This is a genomic window from Thermogutta hypogea (assembly GCF_055386265.1).
Map to the genome: position 1 here is coordinate 3,642,653 of NZ_AP042425.1, position 24,959 is coordinate 3,667,611.

Annotated in this window: 15 protein-coding genes; 5 read left to right on the top strand and 10 right to left on the bottom strand. The window is 64.0% G+C overall.

The genetic code is table 11. The features are described 5' to 3' along the window. The first annotated feature begins 93 nt into the window (after nucleotides 1-93). Nucleotides 94-1,050 (top strand): metallophosphoesterase family protein, encoded by a 957-nt coding sequence (locus tag ACZ5B4_RS13105; protein WP_464911680.1) that lies wholly within the window; start codon nucleotides 94-96, stop codon nucleotides 1,048-1,050. A gap of 232 nt (nucleotides 1,051-1,282) precedes the next feature. Here ACZ5B4_RS13105 and ACZ5B4_RS13110 read toward each other — a convergent pair whose 3' ends face one another. The 6 genes from ACZ5B4_RS13110 to ACZ5B4_RS13135 all read right to left on the bottom strand — a co-directional run bounded on the left by ACZ5B4_RS13110 (nucleotide 1,283) and on the right by ACZ5B4_RS13135 (nucleotide 12,408). Next, complete coding sequence (locus tag ACZ5B4_RS13110; RefSeq protein ID WP_464911681.1) at nucleotides 1,283-2,647, bottom strand: outer membrane beta-barrel protein; 1,365 nt, start codon at nucleotides 2,645-2,647, stop codon at nucleotides 1,283-1,285. Nucleotides 2,648-2,982: 335 nt separating this feature from the next. Continuing rightward, entirely contained in the window at nucleotides 2,983-6,609 is a 3,627-nt protein-coding gene (gene dnaE / locus ACZ5B4_RS13115; protein ID WP_464911682.1) for a DNA polymerase III subunit alpha, read from the bottom strand. A 422-nt stretch (nucleotides 6,610-7,031) separates the two neighbouring features. After that, nucleotides 7,032-7,724 carry an FHA domain-containing protein gene (locus ACZ5B4_RS13120; protein WP_464911683.1) on the bottom strand — a complete coding sequence of 231 codons (693 nt, stop codon included), beginning with the start codon at nucleotides 7,722-7,724 and terminating at the stop codon, nucleotides 7,032-7,034. Between the two features lie 238 nt (nucleotides 7,725-7,962). Then, the gene (locus ACZ5B4_RS13125) at nucleotides 7,963-9,195 is read right to left on the bottom strand and encodes a prenyltransferase/squalene oxidase repeat-containing protein (RefSeq protein ID WP_464911684.1); all 1,233 of its coding nucleotides are present in this window, start codon (nucleotides 9,193-9,195) and stop codon (nucleotides 7,963-7,965) included. 99 nt (nucleotides 9,196-9,294) lie between these two features. Further along, nucleotides 9,295-11,046, bottom strand: coding sequence for an efflux RND transporter periplasmic adaptor subunit (locus tag ACZ5B4_RS13130; RefSeq protein WP_464911685.1), 1,752 nt, complete (start codon nucleotides 11,044-11,046; stop codon nucleotides 9,295-9,297). A gap of 291 nt (nucleotides 11,047-11,337) precedes the next feature. Next, nucleotides 11,338-12,408 carry a mannonate dehydratase gene (locus tag ACZ5B4_RS13135; RefSeq protein ID WP_464911686.1) on the bottom strand — a complete coding sequence of 357 codons (1,071 nt, stop codon included), beginning with the start codon at nucleotides 12,406-12,408 and terminating at the stop codon, nucleotides 11,338-11,340. A 209-nt stretch (nucleotides 12,409-12,617) separates the two neighbouring features. Between ACZ5B4_RS13135 and ACZ5B4_RS13140 the strand changes: the two genes are divergently transcribed. After that, nucleotides 12,618-13,103 carry a DNA gyrase inhibitor YacG gene (locus tag ACZ5B4_RS13140; protein WP_464911687.1) on the top strand — a complete coding sequence of 162 codons (486 nt, stop codon included), beginning with the start codon at nucleotides 12,618-12,620 and terminating at the stop codon, nucleotides 13,101-13,103. Between the two features lie 65 nt (nucleotides 13,104-13,168). Here the strand turns inward: ACZ5B4_RS13140 and ACZ5B4_RS13145 are convergent, their stop codons facing one another. From ACZ5B4_RS13145 to ACZ5B4_RS13155, 3 genes are all read right to left on the bottom strand, one after another. Further along, complete coding sequence (locus ACZ5B4_RS13145) at nucleotides 13,169-14,788, bottom strand: CTP synthase (protein ID WP_464911688.1); 1,620 nt, start codon at nucleotides 14,786-14,788, stop codon at nucleotides 13,169-13,171. Between the two features lie 169 nt (nucleotides 14,789-14,957). Then, nucleotides 14,958-15,773, bottom strand: coding sequence for a 3-deoxy-manno-octulosonate cytidylyltransferase (gene kdsB, locus ACZ5B4_RS13150; protein ID WP_464911689.1), 816 nt, complete (start codon nucleotides 15,771-15,773; stop codon nucleotides 14,958-14,960). A 216-nt stretch (nucleotides 15,774-15,989) separates the two neighbouring features. After that, nucleotides 15,990-17,939 (bottom strand): efflux transporter outer membrane subunit, encoded by a 1,950-nt coding sequence (locus tag ACZ5B4_RS13155; RefSeq protein ID WP_464911690.1) that lies wholly within the window; start codon nucleotides 17,937-17,939, stop codon nucleotides 15,990-15,992. Between the two features lie 395 nt (nucleotides 17,940-18,334). Here ACZ5B4_RS13155 and ACZ5B4_RS13160 point away from each other — a divergent pair, with 395 nt between their 5' ends. Genes ACZ5B4_RS13160 through ACZ5B4_RS13170 form a run of 3 tightly spaced genes read left to right on the top strand, consistent with a single transcriptional unit; the run spans nucleotide 18,335 to nucleotide 23,351 of the window. After that, nucleotides 18,335-18,973 carry a TetR/AcrR family transcriptional regulator gene (locus ACZ5B4_RS13160; RefSeq protein WP_464911691.1) on the top strand — a complete coding sequence of 213 codons (639 nt, stop codon included), beginning with the start codon at nucleotides 18,335-18,337 and terminating at the stop codon, nucleotides 18,971-18,973. Continuing rightward, a complete protein-coding gene (locus ACZ5B4_RS13165) occupies nucleotides 18,970-20,235 on the top strand; it encodes an efflux RND transporter periplasmic adaptor subunit (RefSeq protein WP_464911692.1) in 1,266 nt (421 codons plus the stop codon). Before ACZ5B4_RS13160 ends, ACZ5B4_RS13165 begins: the two co-directional genes overlap by 4 nt. Continuing rightward, on the top strand, nucleotides 20,232-23,351 hold the full coding sequence (locus ACZ5B4_RS13170; RefSeq protein WP_464911693.1) for an efflux RND transporter permease subunit: 3,120 nt from the start codon (nucleotides 20,232-20,234) through the stop codon (nucleotides 23,349-23,351). The genes ACZ5B4_RS13165 and ACZ5B4_RS13170 overlap by 4 nt, the downstream gene beginning before the upstream one ends. 90 nt (nucleotides 23,352-23,441) lie before the next feature. Here the strand turns inward: ACZ5B4_RS13170 and ACZ5B4_RS13175 are convergent, their stop codons facing one another. Beyond that, complete coding sequence (locus ACZ5B4_RS13175; protein WP_464911694.1) at nucleotides 23,442-24,863, bottom strand: ATP-binding protein; 1,422 nt, start codon at nucleotides 24,861-24,863, stop codon at nucleotides 23,442-23,444. Nucleotides 24,864-24,959 lie beyond the last annotated feature (96 nt).

Below are 24,959 nucleotides of genomic sequence, written 5' to 3' on the forward strand. Positions count from 1 at the left end.
GCGTCCGCGGCCAAGTAAGGAAAGATGAAAAGATCGCAACAACTGAGCTTGGTTGCGGTATTCGGGTAAAAAAGAGAGAAGGAGGAAAAAGTGATGCGTCGTGTTTCTCGGCGTAACGTACTGGCAAGTGCCTTGGCCGCCTTGGGCGGAAGTCTGTGGGGGAGAGGTGGTACGGCTCGGGCCGCGACCACGGCGCTCGCCCCCAACGGTTTTCGTTTCGTCCATCTCACGGACATTCACGTGCAGCCGGAACTGAAGGCGGCCCAGGGTCTTGCAGCCTGCCTCCAGGCCGTCAATCAGCTCGACCCCAAGCCCGACTTCATCATGACCGGCGGCGATCTCATCATGGACGCCTTGGAGCAGTCCGCCGAGCGATCCTCTTCGCTGTTCGATCTGTTCAAGAAGGTCGTCGCCGACAATACCGACATCCCGGTTCGCCATTGCATGGGCAATCACGACGTCTTCGGCTGGGGCCGCAAGCACGGCGTGACGGAAGAGACGCCGGGGTTCGGCAAGCGCATGTATTGCGAAAAGCTGGAGATCAAGCGGCCCTACTACGCCTTCGATCACGGCGGCTGGCGATTCTACGTCCTGGACAGCATCCTGCCCTCCGAGTCGGGACTATATGAGGGCGGCCTAGACGAGGAACAGCTTGCCTGGCTGCGTCAGGACCTGAGCGAGAAGCCCGCCGATACCCCCGCCGTGGTCGTCAGCCACATCCCGATCATCACGGTTACCGTCCTACCTAACGCCGTGAACGAGGGGGCCTTCAAAATCGGAGCCGCTTCGATCTGTGCGGGAAGCCAATCACTCGCCGGGCTTTTCGGCGAGCGCAACGTCCGCTTGGCCGTCTCCGGGCACATCCACATGGTGGACGAGGTGTTGTACCGAGGCGTGAAGTACGTCTGCGACGGGGCCGTCTCCGGCCGCTGGTGGAAAGGCGCCAACAAGGGCTTTCCCGAGGGCTTCGGCATCTTCGACCTGAACCCCGACGGCAGCACCCGGTTCACTTACCACGCCTACGGTTGGCAAGCCGAAGGACAAGGCTGACGCAACCGGTGTTCCCGCGCGGGCAGGATCGCACCCTTCGATGGGCGGCGCATGCGCCGGCACGCGGTTCCTCATGCGACCGGAATGAAAGCAGCCCCGCCGCTTCCCATGCGACGGGGCCGCTTCCGTTTCTTGGGTCGGCCGCTCCGGACCGAATCCCCTTCCTCAACCGTCGATCCCGCCCGGCCTCCGTGTCCGAGGCGGATCGCCGGTGCCATTCTTCCATAAAACCTCAGAAGAGCAATGTAGCGTCGATCGCCGCGGTGAACTGATCATCGCGATTGCCGCCGTCGAAAGGCAGCCCGGTCGGGCCGGCGGGACCGTCGTACCAGTCCCAACGGATTTCAGGCCGGACCAGCCAATTCGGCGTGGGGCGCCAATTCAACCCCAGCGTGACGTTGTAGAAGTCCCCCGCGAACCCCCGCCCGCTGAACGCCCGCACGCCGGGGATGTTTCCCGGCCCCGCCACGCGCGCGCCGTCGTCGTCGCGCAGCCATTCCACCCGCATCGCCGCCGACCAGCACGGGTTGATGGTGTAGATGAAATACTGATTGATCCCGTACCACTCGGCGTCCTGCCGGGCCGGCGGATTCTGAAGGTCCGGCAAGGCGTCGTTTTCGTAGCCGATGTTCTGAACCAAAACGTACTTCCAACGCTTGCTCGCCTGCCACTGGGCCACGAAGCTGCCGGCGAAGCGGTCCTGATTGCCGGCGTCGTCCTGAGGTCCTACGGAGATTGCGTACGCGAATTGCAATCGCCCGTCGCACGATTTCCACCTAATCCCGCCCATGAAGTCGAGCGTGTCGTTGTTGTCCTCGAACATCATCCAGCCGCGATGAAAACCGGCTTGGATGGAGAACTGATCGGTCCAGCGATAGTCGGCCAACATGCCGGTCACCAGTTGCGGCACCGTATATCCGTAGGAGTAGGAGTGGCTGTAGAAGGGATTCATGGGCGCCGGCACGGCCTCGTAATCCAGAATCCCCGCGAAGTGCCCCAGCTTGATCGACAGACGATTCCAGGCGAACTCCAGGTACGCCTGCGGTATGACCAGTCCGTAGGTCTGCCGGTTGAAGCCGTTGATGCGATCCTCCAACCCGCGATTGATGCCGAATCGCCAGTCCGTGCCGTACGTCATGTCCAGGTGACCGCCCCAAGCAAAACCGCAACCGCCGTTGTCGGCGGGGCGGTCGAGGAACAGCCACAACTGGTTCATCTGGTATTCGCCGTCCAGATCATTGGTTGCCACGGGACCGTTGAAATGGTCGGCCGGGTCCGTGGCGTTGAAGGTGATACCCTGCTCCAGCCAGCCGCCCAGGCGAATGTTCGCGGCCTGCAAGAAGCTCGGCTGAGGCAAGTGCCACGGCGTGCTCCGCGGCGGACAGATCCGCGGTAGAACGGCCGACGAGGAAGGCTCGGACACCGTGAGCATCGCCGCGGGGCTATAGGCGGTGCCGCTCACGGCGGCCGCGGACTCCGGCACGGCGAACCGATTCTCCCCGCCGCCCCAAGCCTGCCCCCATGCCCCCGCGCCGGTGAAAAGTGAGACGCAGAGCGCGAACGCGAAGCCTGAACGCACCGGGCGAATTCCTTCCATGAATCATCACCTTCCCTGGTCGACGCCGGCCGGTCCGATGCTGACGATCCGTCGGATTCCGATGTCTGATCCCCAGACTTCAAGCGCCTGCCGCGAACGACGACGAGCCGCAGGGAGTGGCGCGGCGGAGGCAGGCGATCCCGCGCCGCGATCCCTTTTTCGATTCCATCGAAAAAATCGGTCTTCGCGAATAACGAAAAGACGCGCCGCGCCGTCGTCTTTTCCGCGGAGAAGCCGTCGCAGTGGGAAGGTTTTCCGTTCCGGCAAGTCGGGCAAATCCCGTCTCGGCCGTGCGCCGGCGCGGGGCGGGGTCGGCGGCGGGGGACGCCGGCGACTCAGTTTCGGCCGCGAGATGATCCGTTTGCCCCGGTGCCCAACGGACGCTTGCTTGGGACGCGATTGCCGTTGACGCGTCCCGCTGTTGAGCCGCGGGAATGGCCGTTTCTGCCGTTCCGCAGTCGCAAGGCCAACCTTCGCACGCGGCCCGTCCCGAGAATCTCCTCGAGGCGATCGGTCAGTTCCGAGTCGAGTGCCACGCCCAACCCCCGGCAGTCCATGACGACCTGCCGGCCGTCCCGCAACAACAACAGCAATTGCAATTCGCCCTGGCCCGGATACCTCTTCACCAGCCGGTAGAGATGATCGAAAACGTCGCCGGGATCCCGGTCCTCGATCACCTGAAGCTGAAGCCCGCGGGTAAAACGCCGTTCCAAATCCTCGACGGGGATCAACTCTTGCACGATGAGGTTGAATTCGTCGCCGCCGCCGCGTTTGTCGATCGTTCCCAGAGCCACCACGACGCGATCGCCGGAGAGATGTTCGCCGTACCGGGCGTAGGCCTCCGGCCACATGATGCAGCGGACGATGCCCGAGGTATCCTCCAAGTCGAACATGGCGAATTTGTTGGGGGCATCGGGCCTGGGGTTGCGGGTGAGCTTGACGTTGACGGCGGATACCACGCCGCCCACCGCCGCTTCCGCCCCCTCGCCCAACTCGGCCAGGTCGGCCGTCCCGTGTGAACAGTATTGCCGCAGCTTTTGCTCGTATTCGCGGAGGGGATGGCTGGAGAAATAGAAGCCCAGCACCTCCTTTTCATGGGCCAGTTTTTCCCGCTCCGACCAGTCGGGAACGTCGGGGAGGGTCATCTCGCTCGGCGCTTCGCCGGGTCCTTCGTCGCTCTCGAACAGGCTGCGCTGCCCTCGGCGGCGGTCCTCGGCGGCGGCGGACCCGTGCTGGATGGCCCGGTCCAAGACCGCCGTCAACTGCGCCCGATTCCCGCCCAGCCGATCAAAGGCCCCGGCCTTGATCAGCGACTCGATCGCGGTGCGGTTGACGGCCGACTGTTCCAGCCGCTCGCAAAAATCGAAGAGGCTGCGGTAGGGTCCGTTGCGGAGCCGCTCGGCGACGACGGCCTCGGCCGCCGCTCCCCCGCAACCCTTGACGGCCGACAGCCCGAACACGATCCGCCCCTCGCTCACCGAAAACTCGGTCTCCGATAGGTTCACGTCGGGCGGCACCACCTCCAGCTCCATGCGGTGGCAATCCTCCAGATGCTCGACCAGCGAGTCCTTGCGGGTGAAATTGCGGTTCGTAATGTCGCTGGAAAGCAGGGCCGCCATGAACTCCAGGGGATGATGCGCCTTGAGGTACGCCGTGATGTAGGCGATCCGCGCGTAGGCCGTGGAATGGCTCTTGTTAAAACCGTAGCCCGCGAATTTCTCGATCAGATTGAACAGTCCTTCGGCCGCCGATTTCGACAGCCCTTGGGCGCACGCCCCCTTGACGAAGTCCTCGCGATACTTGGCGATCTTGTCGTGCTTCTTCTTGCTGATGGCCTTGATGCAGGTATAGGCCTCGGCCAGCTCGATTCCGCCGAGCCGATTGAGAATCCGCATGACCTGTTCCTGATAGACCATGACCCCGTGCGTCTCCTCCAGGATTTCCTGCATCACGGGGTGGGCGTACTCGGCCTTTTTGCGGCCGTGCTTGACCTGGATGTAGTCGTCCACCATACCGCCTTCCAGCGGCCCCGGGCGGTACAGGGCGTTGACGGCGATGATGTCGCGGATGTCGTCCGGCTTCATCCGCTGCAACAGCTCGCGGATGCCGCCGCTTTCCAATTGGAACACGCCCTTGGTCTCGCCGCGGCGCAGCAATTCGAACGTGGCCGCGTCGTCCAGGGGAAACTCGTAAGGGTTGACGCGTTTGCCGGTGGTCTGCTCGATCAGCGCGATCACCTTGGAGAGGATCGTGAGATTGCGGAGGCCGAGGAAGTCCATCTTCAACAGGCCGGCCTTCTCCACGCAGCCCATCTCCCACTGCGTGATGACTTCCTCCTTGCCCTGAATCCGCTGGAGGGGCAGATAGTCGCTGAGCGGGCGATCGGCGATCACCACGGCGGCGGCATGCGTTCCCACATTACGGGCCAACCCCTCGATCTGACGCGCGTAGTTGATCACCTCGCGGACTTGCGAGTCGGTCTCGTAGCGGCGGCGGAGGTCTTCGCTCAACTGCAAGGCGTTCTCGATGGTCATGTGCGGCGTGTTGGGAACCAGGGCCGTGACCTCGTTGACGAACGCGATGGGCAGTCCCAGGACCCGTCCCACGTCGCGAATCGCCGCCCGCGCCGCCAGCGTATTGAACGTACAAATCTGGGCCACGTTTTCGTGCCCGTACTTCTCCTTGACGTACTGGATCACCTCCTCGCGGCGCTCTTGGCAGAAGTCGATATCGATATCGGGCGCCTCGCGGCGGTTCAAATCCAGGAACCGCTCGAACAGGAGGTCGTACTCCAACGGGCAGACGTGGCTGAGATGCAGCGCGAATCCCACCAGCGAGCCTACGCCCGAACCTCTGGCCGTGGCCTGAATCCCGCGCGATCGGGCGAATCGCACGAAATCCCAAACGATCAAGAAGTAATTGGGGAACCCCAGCGTGTTGATGACGTGGAGCTCGCGTTCCAGCCGCTGCTTCACTTCGGGAGCCAATTCACCGTCCTTCAGCCGCCGAGGATCGCCGCGGTAACGCTCCTTGAGGCCCTCCACGCACAATCGGCGGAGGTACTCCTCGGGCGAAGAGCCGTCCGGCGGCACGAAGCGGGGAAAGTGCCGTTTGCCCAATTCCAAATCCAGCTCCGCCCAATCCGCGATCTGTTGGGTCCGCGCGACGGCGTCCTCCAAGCCGGAGAAGGCGGCGCACATCTCCGCCGACGATCGCATGTAGTATTCCCGGCCGTCCATCTTCATGCGATTGGAGTCGTTGCGGTACTTGCCCGTATTGACGCACATCAGCACGTCTTGCGCGTCGCAGTCCTCTTGGAGCACGTAATGGACGTCGTTGGTGGCGACCGTGGGGACGTTCAGCCGCTTCGCCACCTGTACCTGGCCGGGGAGCAATTGCCGGTGAATATCGATGTGATTGTTTTGAATCTCGATGAAGAAGCGGTCGCCGAAGAGGTCGCGGTACCAGGCGGCGGCCTCGCAGGCGGCGCGGATGTCGGGATCGTCCTTGGCCGCCAAGATCCGATTCATTTCGCTGGAGGCGCAACCGCTGAGGCAAACCAGCCCCTCGTGGTGCGCGGCCAGCAGATCCTTGTCGATCCGCGGTCGATAATAGAAGCCTTCCAAAAACGCCGCCGAGGCCAGCTTCAGCAGATTCCGGTAGCCGGCCGCATTGATCGCCAGCAAGGTCAAATGCGTGCTGGCCTCCCGCATGCTCCCCTCACGGGTGAAGCGGCTGCCGGGCGCCACGTAGGCCTCGTAACCGATGATCGGCTTGATCCCCTTTTCCAAGGCCTTTTGATAGAACTCCAACGCCCCGTAGAGGTTGCCGTGATCGGTCAGGGCGAGCGCGTTCATGCACAGTTGCCGTGCCCGTTCCAACAGCCGATCGACGGTCCCGGCGCCGTCCAGCAAACTGTAATGGCTATGACAATGCAAATGCACAAAAGGCGGATGAGACATGTCGCGTGCTCCTGCGCGGTGATCGCCGATGCTTCGTGCCTCGGCAGAGGCCCGTCCGCCGATTGTAACGCGCCCGGCCGAGAGAGAAAGAAACCCGTAATGGTGGTTCGGCTCCCCGACCGATGATGAACCGGGGCGGCACCGTGTCGGAGGGACTGCGCTTCGCCGGCAAAAAGGCCCCGCGGATTCGCCCGTACCCGATCGAGGCCGGCCGGGCACGTAGCCGCAGGAAAAGGTCCGCGGCGCGGAACGAATCGCCGCCTGCGGGAGGGCCACGCTGCGTCGCACCCGCTACGGCGCACACCATGCGGCGGAAAACGCGGAAGCCTCCGCACTGCCGAGAGATTCGCTTGCGCGTCCGGCATTGGGAGGCCGGAATGCGGCCCTCATCCCCTCGGCGAGCGGATTGCCCACGGCCTCATTCACTCCGTCGGCTCGCCGATCTGCTTGAGGTACCCGGCGACGCGGTCGTAGAGGTCGAGTAAAGCCTGCCAGCGGCGCTCGTCGATTTTGACGTGGCCGCGATGCGCCGTCATCTCGCCCGACCTCACGACCCGGCGGATGCGGTAGTGAATGTAATGGAAGATCTCGGCAAGTTGGGCGTACTGGGCAGGAGAAAGCCCCTCGGGCAGCTCGGGCGGCAACAGCTCGTGAAGCGGCGCCAATTGGTCGGCTTGCTCGCCCCAATCCAGTTCAAAGTCCAGGGAGACCGGCGCCCACGACGACGAGGCGGAACTCGACGGCGAGTCCGATTGCCCCCCCGCGCTCTTGCCGGCCGCCGTTTGAGCCTTGCGCAGGTCGGCCAGACGCTCGGCGATCTCCTCACGGGAACCGACGAGCATCACGGTCTTTCCCAACGATACCACGTCGCCGGGCCGGACGATCGTCACCTGCACCGGTTCCCCGTTGACCTTGGTCCCGTTGGTGCTGGCCAAGTCGGTGAGGACCAATCGGCCGCGATCCTCCTGGATTTTGAGATGAAAGCGGCTGACGCGCTCATCGTTCAGACGTATCGAGTTCCCTTCCTCCCTACCCACCGAGACCGGCGTGGGAAGATTCTCGAAGACGCGTCCGCGATCCGCTCCATCGACGATACGGAGAGTTACCAAGGCCATGATCGGCCACCTGGGATCACGCGAAATCCGTTCTCAAAAGAAAACGGGAAGAGTCGTGGCATGCGACGACCGCCGTGGGAACCGGGCCGGTACCCTGCCTTAACGGCCGAAACCCCCGACTTGAGTGTTTTGTAGCACGTCGCGAGGCACGGGGCAAGTTGCCGCCCCCACGGCTCGCTACGAATGCGACGTCGGCCCTTGGACACTTTCCGAACTCGAGGTCCCGTCGTCCCCTAGGTCACGGGCGGCGGCAGCGGACCAGGGTCATGATCGCGAACGCCGTCCCATACTGCTGGTGGTAATCGTAGAGCGGGTAATCCCACCACGAACCGTCCTTCTCCTGCAAAGCCAAGAGGATGGTCGCCAGGTGGTCTTGATACCGGGGCCGTTCCTCCGGCGGGAGCAACTCCACGCACATGGCCGCGTAATAGTGGCCGTAATAGTAGAAGTAACCCGCCACGGCGAACCAGGACTCGTGGGGAATGGGTCGTTTGCGGCCCATATCCAGCCATCCGTTGCGGGCGATCAGGCGCTCCAGCCAATTCTTGAGGATCTCGTCGGTGACGGCCCGGTCGCCCCACAACCGCATCGCCAGGTTGCACGCCTGGTTGCGTCCCAGGCTCCCGCCCGGCTGATTGACGGGATGCATCGGCACGTACTTGAGGTATTCGCCGTAACAATAAGTGAAATCCGGCTTGCGCTGGCGGAGGATGGAGGCCTTGGCGCGATCCACCAGGCGGGAAGGGATTTCCAGGCCCGCAGCTTGGGCTTCGTGAAAGGCCGTCAAGACCGTGGCCGTGACGAAACTGATGGTCGATCCGGCAGGCTTCTGCGTACCGTAGTCGAAGTCGTAGTAGGCCCAACCGCCGTCCACGCATTCGTAGCGGGTCAACCGATCGAGCTGGCCCCGCATCAGTTCGCGAAGGGCCTCTTGGCGCTCCGGGTCGCCCTCGTGCCTTGCCACCAGCCGGGCCAGGGCTTGCAAGGCGTAGGCATGCGCCCAGTTGTTGTAGATGGCGTCGGGGGTCGCCCGCCGCACGCGCGGCAGATTCTCCCGCAGCCAAACCTCGCCGCGCTCGACGGCCTCCGCCACTTCCGGTCGATCGTCTCCGCTGTCGATCAGGGCCGAGATGCACAACGACGTCGTCGCCGCGCGGAACCCGTGGTGCGCGCCGGGCACGGGTGCGTAGATGTTCAACTCCTTGGTATTGCGCGCGGAACCCCACGAGCCGTCGCGGTTCTGCCGCAAGAGGAGGAAATCCACACCCCTGCGCAAAGCGGCGGCGACGGCTTCGCCGGAAGGCTGCTCGACGTCGGCCGGTCGGGGACCTTCCACCGCCGCCAGATACGGGGCGGGGTGGGTGGGGGCTTGGGGAGCAATCCCCTTCGCGAAGCGAACCTCGAAGGTCCACCCCGCCAGCCCGATCATCGCGGCCGCCGCCAACGCCCCTCTCATGCTGAGGACGCTCACGATTGATTCTCCCAAAGCGCGAAACGTGCCCGGCCGCTCCAGCCGATCCGGACCGCGTTTTCCGCCACGCCCGCCGTCACGCGGACCCTCACGCCGTTTTCACTCTTCCGACTTGGGCTTTTCCAGATAGACGACCTCGGCCTCGCGCAAGCCGTCGAGAATCTCCAGCGATTCGCCGACCGACTCGCCGACCTCGACCGGCCGCTTTTCCGGGCGGTCTCCCTCGCCTTTGACCCAGACGTAGCGCCGGGCCGGGTCCAAGTCCTCGGTGAACACGGCCTTAGCCGGGACCAACACGGCGTCCTTCTTGACGTACACCAAGAACCGCGCCGTGCCCGTCATGCTGGGCACCAACCCCAGAGGACGCTTCGGCAAGGTCACTTCGGCCGTGACCTCGAACTTGTCGGCCGCGATCGGCACCCCGGCGACCTGGGTCACGACCGCGGGCAGATACGTCCGCGGGGCGGCCTTCGGCTCGACGGTACCTTCAAGCCCGGCCTCCATCCAGCGGATGTCGGCTTCACCCACGCTGAACGTGACCTTTTCCGTCGGCAATTGCACGATGGTGAAGAGGACTTCGTTCTTGGAGACGGTGCCGCCCGGCTTGAGTTTGCTTTGCAGGGACGTGGCGCCGCCCCACTCTCCGCGATTGAATGCACCGTAATAGGCGATGCCGTCGCACGGCGCGCGGCAATCCAACAACTTGCGGTCGGCCACCAATTTGGCCAGCCGTTCCTCCGCGCGCTCCAGGTCGATCTTCTGTTGCTCCACGGACCGGCGCTGCTCCACCAGCATGGCGGGCAGGCTGATGCGCGACCGCGCGGCAAGGAGTCGCACGCGCTCCAAATCGCGCTTCATGCCCTCGTCCTGCCGCGGCAAGTCGATCTTCATGAATTGTTCATGCCGATTTTGGGCCAAGACGAAGCTCAGCTCGGCCCGTTCCACGGCGAAGCGCTGGCGACGCAGGATCAACTCCTCCGTCTCCTCCGTCAGGTCGTCCGCCTTGTACATCTTTTCCAGTTGCTCCAGCTCGGCCCGGGCATAGTCGAGCGATTCCTTGGCACTGCGGAACGACATCTCATAGCTCCGCAGAAGCAATTCGCGATCGACCTCGAAGTACCGTTTGGTATCCTGTTCGGTTTGCTCGAGATTGATTTCCAAAGACTTCAGGTCGAAGGGCACCGTCTTTTCCATGATGGCCAGCAACTCCTCGCCGTCCTTGAGAGATCGCCGTGCGCCCTCCAGCGAGCGTTTTTGATCGGCGATGGCGCGATCCAAGTCCTCGGTCTTGAAGCGGACCAAGACATCGCCTTTCTTCACCCGGGCACCGTGTTCCACCGCATCCAAGACTTCCGCCTGACTCCACGCTTGAAAGCGCAGGGCCAACTCCGTCATGTCCTTGGGTTGGAAAACCGCGTTATACGTCTTTTCGACTTTCACCAGTCCGCGTCGGACCGTGGCGGTCGCGGGGGCGGGTTTCGCCGGTTGCTGAGCGGGGGCTTGCGCCGTTTTGGGCGGCTCCGCGGCCGGTTTGGCTTCAGCGGTCGGCTTGGCTTCAGCGGCCGGCTTTTCCTTGTGGGAGTCGCCCGCCTCCGCCTTCTTTTCGGAGCCCTCGTCGGCCGGCTGTTTCGCGGCCGGTTTTTCCTCCGCCGCCGAATCTTCGGCCTTTTCCTGTTTTTCGCCTTCCTTGGAATCCTTCTCTTCCTTGGAATGCTCCTCATCGGCCTGCTCTTCCACAGCGGCCGAGGAAGCCCTCGCCTCGAATGGATACGGATGCGCTACCCAAGTCACCCAAACCAGCACGCTGAACGCGACCAACACGTGCCTCAAGGACCGATTGTCAGTGCCCATAGCAATACTTCCCGTCCGATTTGTTGAAACAGGTCAACTATTCCGAATTCACCCCTCGCGCGAAGGGTTAGATCATGCCTGACAGTAGCTTGTCACGGTGCAGAAAGCAAGCTACCGGCGAATTTGCCGAGGCGTTGCCCGGTGCCTGCACCGCGCCGATGGCGACACGTACGAGGGGACTCCGCGCGGTGCCTCTGGAAAGCATACGTCGCGTTTGAAGCCAAAGCGATACCGCACCCTTGCGGTTACCCAGAACTCTTTAACCTTCCAAAACGCGCAACTATGCCGCAACTATGCCAAGCTATCGTCTCGCTCGCAGCGAAGCAGACCTTGCATGAACCCCATCGCGTAGGCCATCCCGGCGTGCCACGGGGCTTCGCAGGTCATCAGCGGGGTGTGGTCGGGGATCAACGGCCCGTCATAGCCGCAGTCTCGGAGGGTCCGAACGATCCGCCGCATGTCGATGTCGCCTTCGTCCAAAAACGTCTCTTGATAGTTCGGAATCTTCCCCCGCACGTTGCGAAAGTGGATGTACGCGATGTTGCCTCCGCGGGCAAACTCCTCCGTTGCCGCGTAGATGTCGCCCTCGGTCATCTCGGCCAGAGTGCCCAGACAAAACTCCAAGGCGTTGCACCGGCTGGGATAGAGGTCCAGCAAACGACGGTACATCCACGGCTGGTACACCAAGCGCGGCGCGTTGCGGAGGACGGGAAACGGCGGGTCGTCGGGATGGGCGGCTAAACGGACGTCGGCCTCCTCCGCCGCCGGCAGCAAGTGCCGCAAGAACCACTCCAGCCGTTGCCAAAGTTCGTCGTGGGGGAAGAAGGCCAAGTGCCCCGAGCCGCCGGGGGCGTAGCGCATGTTCCAGACCATGCCCAGGGGGATGGGCCGCTCGTCCGGACCGGCCACATAGACGGTTTCCGCGCCGCCGCGGGCGAGGGGTCCCGATTTGCGGCCCGCCACCCCGGCGATGGAAAAGTTGTATCCGAATGCTCGGATCCCCGCCCGGCCCACGTCTCGTATCAGCGTTTGCAACCGCGCCATCTGCCGATCTCGCTCCGGCCCGTTCAGCAAGATGTCGTGCCACAGCGCCGGGTCGAAGTTCTCGATCGCCCAAATCGTCAGGCCGTGCCGCCCGGCCGACTCTTGCAGCCGGGCCAAGGAGTCGTAGTTCCAAATGGGGTCCTCGGGGTCGCCCGCCCAACCCCAACCGTCGTCTCCCACCGGTTGGTTGTCGCGCAACTCGCCGCCGCGGAAGTAATCGACCAAATGCACGACCAATTCCGTCGCACCGCACTGCCGCGCAAAGCGAAAGTTGTCGTCCGTCAATTGGTGCCGATACAGTCCGAATCCCAGTTTCATGATGTCAATCCCGGTAAATCTCACAATGCGGTAGAACCGCAGTAGGACGGCCTCGGGGGTTCCTTCCGCCCGCAGCGCCCAAGGTCACGATAACCGGGCGCAAGTCCGCGACCTGATTTCCGCCGGATGCGGCGCCGTGAGTGCGCAAAAATCTCGAACGGGGAATCGTATTCGTCTCTGCCGGGAAAGAAAATGGAGGGTGCAGGCCCATGCTCCATCGTTACGCCGTGCGTGAGGAAATGGGCATCCGGCAATCGCAACGGCGCGGGACCCTCCGGGCGCGGCGCAAGCGTGGGGGCCTTGCCTGCGGCAGCCGCCCGGAAGCCGCACTCCGCGGCGTCGAGAACAGGGCCGACGGCTCGCATAAGCGACCGGCGCCGGCTCGGCCGCGGGCGGACGTGGGCGTGCGGATCGTCACCGTGCATCCGGCCGCCGAGATCTTCCTGTTTCCCTCGTTGTACAAGCAAAAGCAGACTATGGCGAACAACGGAGAAGAGAAACGCATTCGGTGCCCCATCTGCGGCAAGCCATTTTCGCCGCGGCAGAGCGACGCCCTACCGTTTTGCAGCGGGCGGTGCCGCAACATCGACCTTTATCGGTGGTTGAAGGAGGACTACGCTCTGCCGCTTCCGCCGCGATTGGAAGACGAAGAGGACGCGCCGCGCGAGGAGGCCCATCCCGGCCGCGAAGACTGAGGTTCCTCGGGAAACGGACGCCTCGTGCCGCGCCCGCCGTCCTCGCGAGGGCCTGCGACTCGCTCTCAGGCCGAAGCCGGGCGCGCAACCCGCTTTTCCAGGGCTGCCGCCACGAACGCCTGAAACAACGGATGGGCTCGCGTGGGCTGGGACTTGAATTCCGGGTGAAATTGAACGGCCACGAACCAAGGGTGTTCGGGCACCTCCACGATCTCCACCAATTTCCCGTCCTGACTGGTCCCGGTCACCATCATGCCGCAGCGCTCCAGCGTTTCGCGGAACGCGAGATTGAACTCGTAACGGTGGCGGTGGCGCTCGGAGATTTCCCGCTTTCCGTAGGCGGCGGCCGCGCGACTCCCTTCCTTGAGCACGGCCGGATAGGCCCCCAGCCGCATCGTTCCGCCCTTGTCCGTGACCATCCGTTGCTCATCCAGCAGGCAGATGACGGGATGCGGGGTATCCTTGACGAATTCGGTGGAGTGGGCATCCTGCAAGCCGGCGACGTTCCGCGCGAACTCGATGACCGCGCATTGCATACCCAGGCAGATGCCGAAGAAGGGGATTTTCTTCGCCCGGGCGAAGCGGACGGCCTGAATCTTGCCGTCGATGCCGCGTTCGCCGAAACCGCCCGGCACAAGAATGCCGTCCACCCCCGCCAGGAGCCGCTCCGCTCCCTCCCGTTCCACCCGTTCGCTGTGCAATCGCTCCACGCGGACCACGGTCTGATGGGCGATGCCGGCATGGTCCAAAGCCTCGTAGATCGACTTGTACGAATCTCGCAGTTCTACGTACTTGCCCACCACCGCAATGGAGATCTCACTCTTGGGGTTGCGGATGCGGTGCAGCAGTTCGTGCCAGCTTTCCAGGTCCGGCATGCCGCACTTGAGATTCAACTTGCGGACGATCAGGGCATCCAGGCCGTGCTCGACCAGGCTGAGGGGCACCTCGTAGATGGAGAAGGTCTTGTCTTGCTCCTCGATCACGCACTCCGAGGGGACGTTGCAGAACAGACCGACCTTCGCCCGCAAGTCCCGGCTGAGGGGCTTTTCCGTGCGGCAGATGAGGATGTCGGGCTGGATGCCGATTTGCCGCAACTGGCCCACCGAATGCTGCGTGGGCTTGGTCTTCAGCTCGTCGGCGGCTCGCAGATACGGCACCAACGTGAGATGGATGTACAGGCAATTCTCGCGCCCCAGGTCCAGCGACAGTTGCCGGATGGCCTCCAGGAAAGGCAGGCTCTCGATGTCGCCGACCGTCCCGCCGATCTCGGTGATGACGACGTCCACGTCCGGCTCGGCCAGCTTCGTCACCGCCCGCTTGATCTCATTCGTAATGTGCGGGATGACCTGCACGGTTTGCCCCAGGTATTCTCCGCGGCGCTCCTTAGTGATGACCGCCTGATAGATCTTACCGGTCGTGTAGTTGCTATCCCGGGTGAGGGGACTGTTGGTGAATCGCTCGTAGTGCCCCAGGTCCAGGTCGGTCTCGCTGCCGTCGTCCAACACGTACACCTCGCCGTGCTGGTAGGGGCTCATGGTCCCGGGATCGACGTTGATATAGGGGTCCATCTTCTGCATCCGCACGCGGAGTCCGCGGCGCTCCAGCAGCATCCCGATCGACGCGCTGGTGAGACCCTTGCCCAGGGAGCTGACCACGCCCCCCGTGATGAAAATGTGTTTGGTCATGGTGCCCATCCGTACCGCCGACCGCGGATAAAAACGAATTCGCCGCGCACAGCCATGCGGGACTCGGCCGCCCCATGGAACGCAGCGAAACGCTTGAGAGAACGATCAGAAAGAGGCCGTCGGCGCGGAACCAAGGCGGAACGCTCCCCCGCCTCCTCCGCCGCGCCGCCTACCGGAGATTGTACCGAGCTTGGTACCGGGCCACAAACCGGCGGTAATCCTCGGGGGTGTCGATCCCGGATGATGAGGTATCGATGATCCCCACCATGATGCGCGTCCCGTGATAGAGGAATCGCAATTGTTCCAGCTTTTCGACCTGCTCCAACGGCGGCGGCGACCACGCACCTAATTGCAGCAAGAATTCCCGCCGGTAGGCATAGATGCCGAGATGCTGGAGGAAGACGGGCGGGTCGGCCTGGAGGAGACGGTCATCCCACTCGCGGGGATGAGGGATGAGGCTGCGGCTGAAGTACAAGGCCCAGCCCTCGGCGTCGCGGACCACCTTCACGCAGGCCGGATCATCGAGCAATTCCCGCACGCGGAGCGGGGCGGCCAAGGTTCCCACGCGGGCCTCGGGGTGCTGCTCCATCAACTCCAACAAGCGATCGATCGCTTCCCGGGCCATCTCCGGCTCGTCGCCCTGAAGGTTGACGAAGACATCCACCTCGCGCATGGCGCGGGCGACCTCCGCCACGCGATCCGTCCCGCTTTGGGCGTTGGGGTCCGTCATCCGCGCCGTCCCGCCGAAGGCCTCCACGGCGCGGCGGATCTCTTCGCAATCGCAGGCCACGCACACGCCCGCCGGCCTCGTCGCCGCAGACGCTACCTCGTAGGTATGCTGAATCAAGGGCTTGCCCGTCTCGCTCAGCAGCATCTTGCCGGGCAGTCGCACCGAAGCCAGCCGGGCCGGGATGACGACCCAGGCGGTCAGCCCCCGGGACGATTTACCGGCGGAGGCGCCGGGTTCCCGCGTTTCGCTCGTCATGTCCTTGCTCACATGGATTCGGGCCGAAGAAGCGCCGCCCACCCCGCGGTGCCGGACTGCTTCTCTTCGCAGGCGGATTTCCGGCCCAAGCCGGCAACGTCACCCTACGGCCGCCAAGGTCCGCATCCTGGGAAACGGAATTGGGTTCACCGCCAGTCTAACGCAAGGCAATCAGCATGGAAGCCGGGCCTCGCGCTCACTACGGAGCCGGATCCGTCACTGCTGGAACTGCACCTCGGCGGGTTCGTCCGGGACCGGGGCCGGGGGCAGCGGCATGGGCAAGCCTAGACCGCCGTTCGGCGCCGCAGGCTCCGCCGGGGAAGGCGATGACGGCGCCGGCTGGACGGGCGGAGCGGCAGTGCCACCCGCAGGCGGCATGGGCTGCGGCGCGACACCGCTCGGATTCGGCCCGACTTGCGCGGCACCATTGGGGGCCGGCTCGGTCACCGGCGGCACGGCGGGGGCGACCGGCGCGGCGGGAGCCGCGGCCGGCAGCGGCTGCGGTGCGGGCGTCGGACTTGATCCCGACGAAACTTCGCCGCCCGCGCCGGCCCCGGTCCTCAGCGAAACGAGTACGTTGCGGGGCTGCTGATACCGAACCTGCCAACCGCCTCCCAACGCCTTGTACACGGAGACCAGGTTCAAGGCGACCTTGCCGCGGGATTCCGCCAGGGCGTCTTGTTGCTGCACCAACGCCCGCTGCGAATCGATCACCCGTTGGAAGTCGATCAAGCCCTCTTGGTATTGCGCCATGGCCAGCGCGGAGGCGGCAGCCGTGGCTTGCGTGGCCTGCTCCAGGGCGAGGAGCCGACGTTTCTCCTCCAGGAAGGCGGTAATCATGTCTTCCGCCTCTTCGTTCGCCCGCAGAACGGTTTCCTGATAGCCCAACACCGCCTGGCGGAATCGCGCATCCTCCATCAACACGGAATTGCGAATGCGGCCGTAGTTGAGGATGTTCCAGCGGAACCCAGGCCCGACCATACCGGCGAAACTTCGGCCGTTGAACAAGTCGCTGAAGTTCTCGGCTTGATAGGCGATTTGGCCGGTGATGGCGATGTGAGGATAGAACTCGGCTTCGGCGATGCCGATGCGGGCGGATTGGGCGGCCGCCAAGCGCTCCGCGCGTCGGACGTCGGGCCGCCGCCGCAGGAGATCGGCGGGGATGCCCACCACCACCTCGGCCGGGGCCTGGGGGATTTTGCCGCTCGACCCGAGGATCGGGTCCAAGTTTTGCGGCGGTTCGCCCAACAACGTGCAAAGGCGATTTTCCGCCACCCGCCGCAAGGATCGCAACATGGGGATGAGGGCTTCGGTGTTCGATAGGATGGCCTGCGCCTGGTGCACGTCGAGCTGGCTGACGACCCCCTGCTCGAACCGGGCCTGGGCGATGGCCAGCGTGTTCTTCTGCAATTCCACATTCTGCCGGGCCAGGGAGAGTCGCTCGTCGATCGTCCGCAATTGGATGTAAGTCGAGGCGGTCTCAGCCTGCAAGAGCACGAGGGCTGCGTTATACGCCTCCTCCTCGGCCTCCAGGTTGGCTTCGGCGGATTCGATCATGCGGCGGAATCGCCCCCAGAAATCCAGCTCCCAAGCCATTTCCGCCCCCAAAGCCCAATTGTCGTAATTCATCTTGAAGCCGGGGATCTTGCTGAAATTGGACATGGGGAAGGCGTTGTGGCTCATTTGGTTGCGAGAATACGCCCCCACGACCTCTTGCTGTTGCGGCCACCAGGTGCCGCGGGCCACGCCGAGCATGGCCCTAGCCTCCAAGATTCGCTCGGCGGCGATCTTCAGCGGAAGGTTCTCCTCGTAGGCCGCCTGAACCAGCTCGTTCAGCGTCGGATCCTGGAACACCATCCACCACTCGACATAGTCGGCCGCGCCGTTGCCGATCCCCGGCTCCGAGGAATCCAGAAAGGCCTCGCCGACCTCCGCCCCGGGCGGGCAGTAGTTCGGGCCGACTTTAAAGCCGTTCTGGATCCATTCGCGGAAGCTCGTCATGCAGCCGGCCGCGAACAACAGGACCGTAAGGATCGCCACGGTGCGGGCGGTCCGTTCGACGCGGGATCCGGCGGGAGATCTCGGGGCGTGCCGATCCCGCATGGTTTGACGGCCGACCGGGGATTCCCCACCGTTCTGAACTTGTGTCCCAAAAGTGAAACCCATGGTTCCGCTCCCAAAAATCCCCCCCAAATTTCGGTGTCGTTCCGCAGTTGCCTACAGTGACAACCGCCCGCCCAATCGAGGGGTTTTCATTAATCGTAAAGCAGTAATCTGCGGCACAGGCGGCACGTTCGACAGCAGAGTCACCTTCAGTGTTTTCGGAAAAACCGGCCGACGCGCTTGATTCGTAAACTGCCGAGTCGTAGAAATGAATGTACGGTCATTTTTCTGAAAACCAGTTCGGAGGTCTGGCCGTAATAAGAAAAGAGTAGTGCTTTGGGAACGAAAGCAACCGAGCGAAAGCCGATTGGTCGAGAAAAGATCAGTCCCGCTCTCGATTTCGAATTCCACGGCGTCGACCGGTCGCCAAAAAGAAGAATTAGGGCAAGCTAGGGAAAATGCACGGAACAACAAATCTGACGGAGCGCTGCCGAAAAATTGCCGGCGACGCCATGAAGGAAGGCATCCTTCAGGCGGCGCTCGACGTGCTTAGAAGCGACGGCTTCGAGCACCTCACGATTGAGAAAGTGGCCGAGGCCGCCGGAATCGCCAAAGGCAGCGTGTACAACTACTTTCGCAATAAGCAGGAGCTGGTGACCCAGGTCTTCGAGCGGTCCATTGAACCGGCTATTGAAGCGGGGGGGCACATCATCGCTAGTTCGATGGGAGCCGTGGAGAAATTGGAGGCCATGCTGCGGCTGTGGTTCAGCCACTTTTCGAAGCACCGCGGCCTGTTCGATTTCCTGTTTCGCGATCCGCATGTCCGCGAGCTGTGCTTCACCTCGCAGCGAAGCAAGAACACGTTGGCGATCGACCGGTTCCGCAGCATTTTCGAGCAGGGCATCGCGGAAGGGAGCTTTCGCGAGTTCAACGCCGTCTCCGCGGCCGAGATGGCCGTGGGGGCCGTGCAATTCTGCATCGAGCGGCAACTGGAGTCCGGCGAGCAACGGCCCATCGAAAACTCAATCCGGGAGCTGATGGACCTGATCCTGTGTGGGATACGGTCTCACGAAGCCGGGAGGGGGGCGAACTCATGAAAGCGAATCGTAGATGGTGGATTCAAACCGCCGTTACGTTGAGCGTGGCAGGATTGATAGTGGTGGGAGCGGTCTTGGCCGCGGCCGCCGCCGGGGTGTTCGGCACCGCCCGCGCGGAGCCTTCTCAAAATGGTGCGAGTGAAAGGACGAACCCGGCGGGAGGTTCCGGCACGCCGGCCGCCCCCGCCGATGCCGTACCGGTCGTCTTGACCCCTGCCAAGGAGATGATCTTCGAGGAGCGGTTGATCATCGCCGGATCGGTGCTGGCCAAGCGTTACGCCTTGGTGTCGGCACGCATTCCCGGCACGCTCGACCAGATTTTCGTCGAGGAGGGAGACTACGTCGAGGCCGGCAAGACCAAACTCTTTCAGACCGATTCGGTCAAGCTGGCCCAGGCGGTGGCCATCGCGCAAGAGCAGCTCCGCGTGGCCGATTGCGCGGTCCGCGAGAAGGAGGCGCTCTTGGAAAAGACGTTGGTGGCGCAACAACAGGCGCTGACGGACCTGGCGCGCTACCGAGACCTGAACGCCCGCAACGCCGTCGCCACGCAAGTCGTGGAGCATCAGCAGGCGCAGTGCCGCCAGTTGGAGGCCGACGTCCGCCACGTGCAGACCTTGATCGATCTGGCCAAGGCCCAACTGGAGCAGGCGCGGCTGAACGTCAAGGTCGCGGAAAAAGACTATGCCGATTCGCTGGTCGTGGCGCCGATCTCGGGCCGGGTGTCCCTGCGGCTGAAAGAACCGGGCGAGAGCGCCGGCTCCGGCACGCCCGTGCTGCGGATCGATGATTTGACGCTGATCGAGATCAGCGTGTTCGCGCCCGCGGAATACTACGACCGCATCGAGGTGGGGAAAAGCAAGATGCGGGTAACGGTCGGGCGAACGGAGGTCGGCGAACTGACCGTCACGTATAAAAGCCCGACCGTGGAGCCGAAATTGCGGACCTTCCAGGTGAAGTGTCTCTTGGAGAATCCGCCGGCCGACGTCGTCCCGGGTCGGCTGGCCCAAACCACCCTGCTGCTGCAATCGCGGCGCGGCGTGGGCGTGCCGATCGCCGCCGTGGTCCAGCGGGAAAACCACCAGATGGTCTTCTCGGCCAAAGACGGCAAGGCGGCGGCAACGGCGGTGCCCCTGGGGATGCAAACCGACGGCTGGTGGGAGGTTCTGTCCGGAATCGAGCCGGGTACGCCCATCATCTCCATGGGTCAAACCCTGGTCAGCGACGGCACGCCCATCCGCGTGATCGAGGAGGCCGCCCGATGACCCTCTCCGATTTCGCCGTCCGCCGCCCGGTGGCCACGAGCTGCTTGTTCATCGGCTTGACCATCCTGGGGATCAACGCCTACCGCAACATGGGCTTGGAGCTGATGCCCAAGCTGGACGTCCCCTTCATCACGGTGCTGACGGTCTACCCGGGCGCGTCGCCCGAAGAGCTGGAAATCGACGTCGCCAAACGGATCGAAGACGCCGTATCGTCGGTGGAGGGCCTGAAGCACGTCTCCTCCGTGTGCATGGAGAACGTGGTCCAGACGCTGCTCGAATTCGAGATGAGCGTGGATGTGGACATCGCGGCCACGGACGTGCGGGAAAAGATCGATCTCATCCGCCGCGATCTCCCCGAGGACGCCGAGGATCCCATCATCCAAAAGTTCGACATCAACGCCAAGCCGGTGGCCACGCTGGTTTTGACCGGTAATTTGGGCGTGGAGGAACTGTACGACTACGCCGACAACGAGTTGCGGGACCGCCTGAGCGTGCTGGAGGGCGTGGCCGACGTGCAGCTCATCGGCGGCGCCAAGCGCGAGGTCCATCTGGAGCTGGACCGCGACAAGCTCGCCGCGCGGGGGCTTTCCACGATGGACGTCGTGCGGGCCGTGCAGTCGGGGGTCCGCACCATTCCCTCCGGCCGCGTCCGCGAGCACGGCATCGAATACAGCGTCAAGTTCGACGCCGAATACGAAGAACTGGAGCGATTGAACGACCTGGAAATCGCCAATTCCGAGGGAAAGCGGTGCTACCTGCGGGACGTCGGTCGCGCGGTGATGGGCACGGAGGAGTTGCGGCAGCGGGCCTATCTCGACGGGCGCGAGGCCGTCGCCGTCAAGATCGTCAAGAAGGCCGACGCCAACGCCGTGCGCACCGTCGACGGCGTTCGTCGCACCCTCGACCGCATCAATCGCGATCTCCCCGCCGGAATGAAGCTGGAATGGGTCTCCGACGACGGCACCTTCATCAAGGCGATGAATCAGGACGCCTGGATGAACGTGGGCATCGGCATCGTGCTCACCGCCGCCATCCTCTTCTTCTTTCTCTACAATCTGCGGTCGCTCATCGTCGTCAGCATCAGCATGCCGCTGACCATCGTCATCGGCCTGTTCTTCATGCAGGTGGTGGGCTACACGCTGAACACGTCCACGCTGATCGCCATCGGTCTGTCGGTGGGCATCTTGGTCACCAACTCGATCGTGGTATTGGAATCGATCGTGGCGCGGCTCCAGGAGTCGGGCGACCCCAAGGAGGCCGCCCGGATCGGTGCCTCCGAGGTCTTCGTCGCCGTGCTGGCCAGCGCCCTGACCAACGTCGTGGTGCTGTTCCCCTTGGCCGTGATGCGGACGCGGGTCGGCCTGTTCATCGGCCCCTTGGCCATGACCATGTTCATCATGACCGTGGCCTCACTGTTCATTTCGTTCACACTGACGCCCATGCTCTGCGCGCTGCTGCTGAAGCCCGCCAAGGCCGATTCGCGATCCCTGCCGGCGCGGCTGGAGCGGGCGTTCAATCGCATGCTGGACGCGAACGTAGCCCTCTACCGTTGGTTGCTCAAGTTCACGGAGCACCGCCGTTGGGCCGCCGTGCTGGTCCTCCTGGGCGTGGCCGCGCTGTTCGTCCACGCGCTCTTCCTGGCCGGCGAGGTGGGCACGGGATTCTTCACCGACTCCGACCGCGGCGAGGTTTACGTGCGGTTGGAGTTCCCCACCCGCTACGACCTCGACGCCACTGTCGCCCAAGTGCAAGAGGCCGAGCGGCGGTTGCGCGACGTGCCCGAGTTGCGACACATCCTGACCACGGTGGGCAAGGCCGAGGGCGTGCTGGGTCAAAGTAGCGAAGGCGTGTACATCGCGCAGGTGCTGTTGGTCTTTTCGCAGCGGATCGAGCGGAAGGCCGACATCTACGCCCTGATGGACGACGTGCGGCAGCGGTTGCAGAACTTTCCCGACGCCTTGATCACGGTCAGCATCCCGTCGATTATCGGCGGTCAGTCCAACCCGGTGGAAATGGAGATCGCGGGGCAGGACCTGCGGGAATTGGATCGCTTGGCGCTGGCGGCGTTGGCCCAGGCCCGGCAGGTCCCCGGCGTCCTCACGCCCGACACCTCCGTCCGCGCCCCCAAACCCGAAATCCGCATCCGTCCCCGCCGCGACATCCTGGCGGACCTCCAGTCGCCCGCCGTGGGTATGGGGCTGATCCTGCGCGGCAATTTGGAAGGCATCAAGGCGGGCACGTTCAAGTCCCGCACCACGGCCCGCAATTACGACATCGTCGTCAAGTTCGCGGAGCAAGAGGGCAAGGATCAAGTGGCGGGCTTTCTCTTTCCCGGCGCGGAAGGGCACCCCCTCGTTCTGGCGGCGTTGGGAAGCGTCGAAGAGCGCACCATGCCCATCCAAATCATCCGCAAGGACAAGCAGCGGATCGCCAAGCTGACCTCGCAATTGGCCCCGGACCTGCCTTTGGGCAAAGCCGTGCAAGAGATCAGCGCCCAATTGGATCAAAACGTCGCCTTCCCGCCGGGTTATCGCTACACCTTCGCCGGTCTGTACGAGACGATGCAAGAAGGGTTGGGCGGTCTGGCCGAGGCCGGGTTGATCTCCGTCCTCTTGGTCTTCCTCTCGCTCGCCGCCATCATCGAGTCGTTCAAACGGACCTTCCTGGTGCTGGTCACGGTGCCGCTGGGCCTGATCGGCTCCATTTGGGGCCTGTATTTGATGGGAGAAAGCCTCGGCATCTTCGCCGTGATGGCCATCGTGATGTTGACCGGCATCGTGGTCAACAACGCCATTCTGATCGTCGACGAGTTCAATCAACTGGTCGCGCAAGGCGTCCCCTCGCACGAGGCGATGATTCAGGCGTCGTGCGATCGTTTTCGGGCCATCGTGATGATTACCCTGGCGGCGGTCCTGGGGATGCTGCCGCTGATGCTGGGGAAAGGGATCGGGGCCGAGCCGCGGGTGGGAGTCGGCGCCGCCAGCGTCGGCGGGATCTTGGTTTCCGGCGTGTTGACGCAAATCACCGTACCCATCTTGTACGACATGGCCACGCGCGGGGCCGACGGCAGACGGAAGAAAGCCAAAGCCGCCTCGGCCCCGGCAACCGCCACGTGAGACCGGGCCCGCCCCGGCGCGGCGGAGCGAACGATCGCCGGCGACGCCGACCGGGCTTGACGCGGCGGCAGAGAACGGCCGGGCGCCGCTTCATGCCGTATCCGGCGAGTCCCCCGAGGCGACGGGCAGGCGAAGGCGAAACACGCTGCCCTTGCCCAGCGTGCTTTCCACATCGACCTCGCCATGATGGACCTGCATGATGTGTTTGACGATGGACAGGCCCAAGCCGGTCCCGCCCAGTTCCCGGCTGCGGCCGGGGTCCACGCGGTAAAACCGTTCGAAGATGCGGGGCAGGTGGCGGCTTTCGATGCCCCAGCCCTCGTCGGCCACGGTGATTTCCGCCCACCTCCCCCGACGCTCCGCCGAAACGCGGATCGTCTTGCCCGGGTCGCTGTATTTCACCGCGTTATCAATCAGATTGACCACGGCTTGCTCCAACAGGCGGCGATTGGCAAAAGCGGTCAATTGGGAGTCGGCCGCCAATTCCAGGGTCATGTTCCGCTCCTCGGCGCGGACCCGGCACAGTTCCAAACTATCGTGCAGGACTTCGTGAACGAAGAGCGGCTCCATCGGCGCCGGCTCTTGGTCTTCGCTTTCCAAGCGGGCGAGGCTGAGGATGTCGTCCATCAGGGCGTCCAACCGCTCGGTCTGTTCGCGGATGATTTGCAGAAACCGCGCGGCGGATTCGCGATCGTCCAGGGCTCCGTCCAACAGCGTCTCCACGAACCCGTGAATAAGGGTCATCGGCGTCCGCAGCTCATGGCTGACGTTGGCCGTGAAATCCCGGCGAACGCGCTCCAGATAACGGATCCGAGTGACGTCGCGGAAGAAGATGAGAAAGCCGGTGTTTTCGCCCTGTTGACCGCGCAGGGCGGCGCCCTGCACTTCAAAGGCCCGGCCGTCCGCCTCGCCGGCGGCCAATTCCATGCGAGTCGCGAGGCCCGTCTTCATGAGCGTGCGCGCGTATTCCACGAGCTTGGCGTGATGGACGACGGACTCGATGCGTTCGCCCCGCGGGTCCCCGGCCTCGAATCGCAACATGCGGCGGCCGACGTCGTTGTAGGCCCGGATGCGCCCCTCGGAATCCAAGACCAACAATCCCTCGGGCACGGCTTGAAAGACGGACTCCAAACGTTCGGCTCGGGCGCGGAGGTCGGCGTGCTCCCGGCGGAGGGCTTCGGCCGCGTCCCGGAGCGCATCCCACAGTCCCTCCAACTCCCGCGGGGCGGCGGCGCGTTCGGCTGCCGCAGGGGGCGAGAAATCGCCTTGAGCCCAACCGCGGAGCCGCGATTGCAGCCCCTCCAGGGAGCGCGCGAAGCGGGCGGCGATCCACAGCACTCCCCCCACCCCCGCAGCCGACATCACCCACGGCACGTACTGCCACTGCGCCGACAAAGGCGGGAGAAGGAATAGGGCGATGACCGCGAGTTGCGGCACGATCACGGCCCGGAGAAACGCGCCTGCCGGCCGCAAGGCGGGTCCCGCGGCCGAAACCGAAGAACGGGAGATCATGCGAAACGTCCTGCTGCCGGTTGTGCTTCGGGAGTGGAAAAACCTGCGGGTCGAGCGGCGATCGTCCCAGCCCGCCGGCCGCCCCGAACGCGGCCC

What these genes read in the sequence shown, in the direction of transcription:
- ACZ5B4_RS13130 (WP_464911685.1), bottom strand. Translation starts at nt 11,046, where the DNA reads ATGGGCACTGACAATCGGTCCTTGAGGCACGTGTTGGTCGCGTTCAGC.
- ACZ5B4_RS13135 (WP_464911686.1), bottom strand. Translation starts at nt 12,408, where the DNA reads ATGAAACTGGGATTCGGACTGTATCGGCACCAATTGACGGACGACAAC.
- ACZ5B4_RS13155 (WP_464911690.1), bottom strand. Translation starts at nt 17,939, where the DNA reads ATGGGTTTCACTTTTGGGACACAAGTTCAGAACGGTGGGGAATCCCCG.
- ACZ5B4_RS13120 (WP_464911683.1), bottom strand. Translation starts at nt 7,724, where the DNA reads ATGGCCTTGGTAACTCTCCGTATCGTCGATGGAGCGGATCGCGGACGC.
- ACZ5B4_RS13110 (WP_464911681.1), bottom strand. Translation starts at nt 2,647, where the DNA reads ATGGAAGGAATTCGCCCGGTGCGTTCAGGCTTCGCGTTCGCGCTCTGC.
- ACZ5B4_RS13170 (WP_464911693.1), top strand. Translation starts at nt 20,232, where the DNA reads ATGACCCTCTCCGATTTCGCCGTCCGCCGCCCGGTGGCCACGAGCTGC.
- ACZ5B4_RS13105 (WP_464911680.1), top strand. Translation starts at nt 94, where the DNA reads ATGCGTCGTGTTTCTCGGCGTAACGTACTGGCAAGTGCCTTGGCCGCC.
- ACZ5B4_RS13165 (WP_464911692.1), top strand. Translation starts at nt 18,970, where the DNA reads ATGAAAGCGAATCGTAGATGGTGGATTCAAACCGCCGTTACGTTGAGC.
- ACZ5B4_RS13140 (WP_464911687.1), top strand. Translation starts at nt 12,618, where the DNA reads ATGCTCCATCGTTACGCCGTGCGTGAGGAAATGGGCATCCGGCAATCG.
- dnaE (WP_464911682.1), bottom strand. Translation starts at nt 6,609, where the DNA reads ATGTCTCATCCGCCTTTTGTGCATTTGCATTGTCATAGCCATTACAGT.
- ACZ5B4_RS13145 (WP_464911688.1), bottom strand. Translation starts at nt 14,788, where the DNA reads ATGACCAAACACATTTTCATCACGGGGGGCGTGGTCAGCTCCCTGGGC.
- ACZ5B4_RS13160 (WP_464911691.1), top strand. Translation starts at nt 18,335, where the DNA reads ATGCACGGAACAACAAATCTGACGGAGCGCTGCCGAAAAATTGCCGGC.
- ACZ5B4_RS13175 (WP_464911694.1), bottom strand. Translation starts at nt 24,863, where the DNA reads ATGATCTCCCGTTCTTCGGTTTCGGCCGCGGGACCCGCCTTGCGGCCG.
- kdsB (WP_464911689.1), bottom strand. Translation starts at nt 15,773, where the DNA reads ATGACGAGCGAAACGCGGGAACCCGGCGCCTCCGCCGGTAAATCGTCC.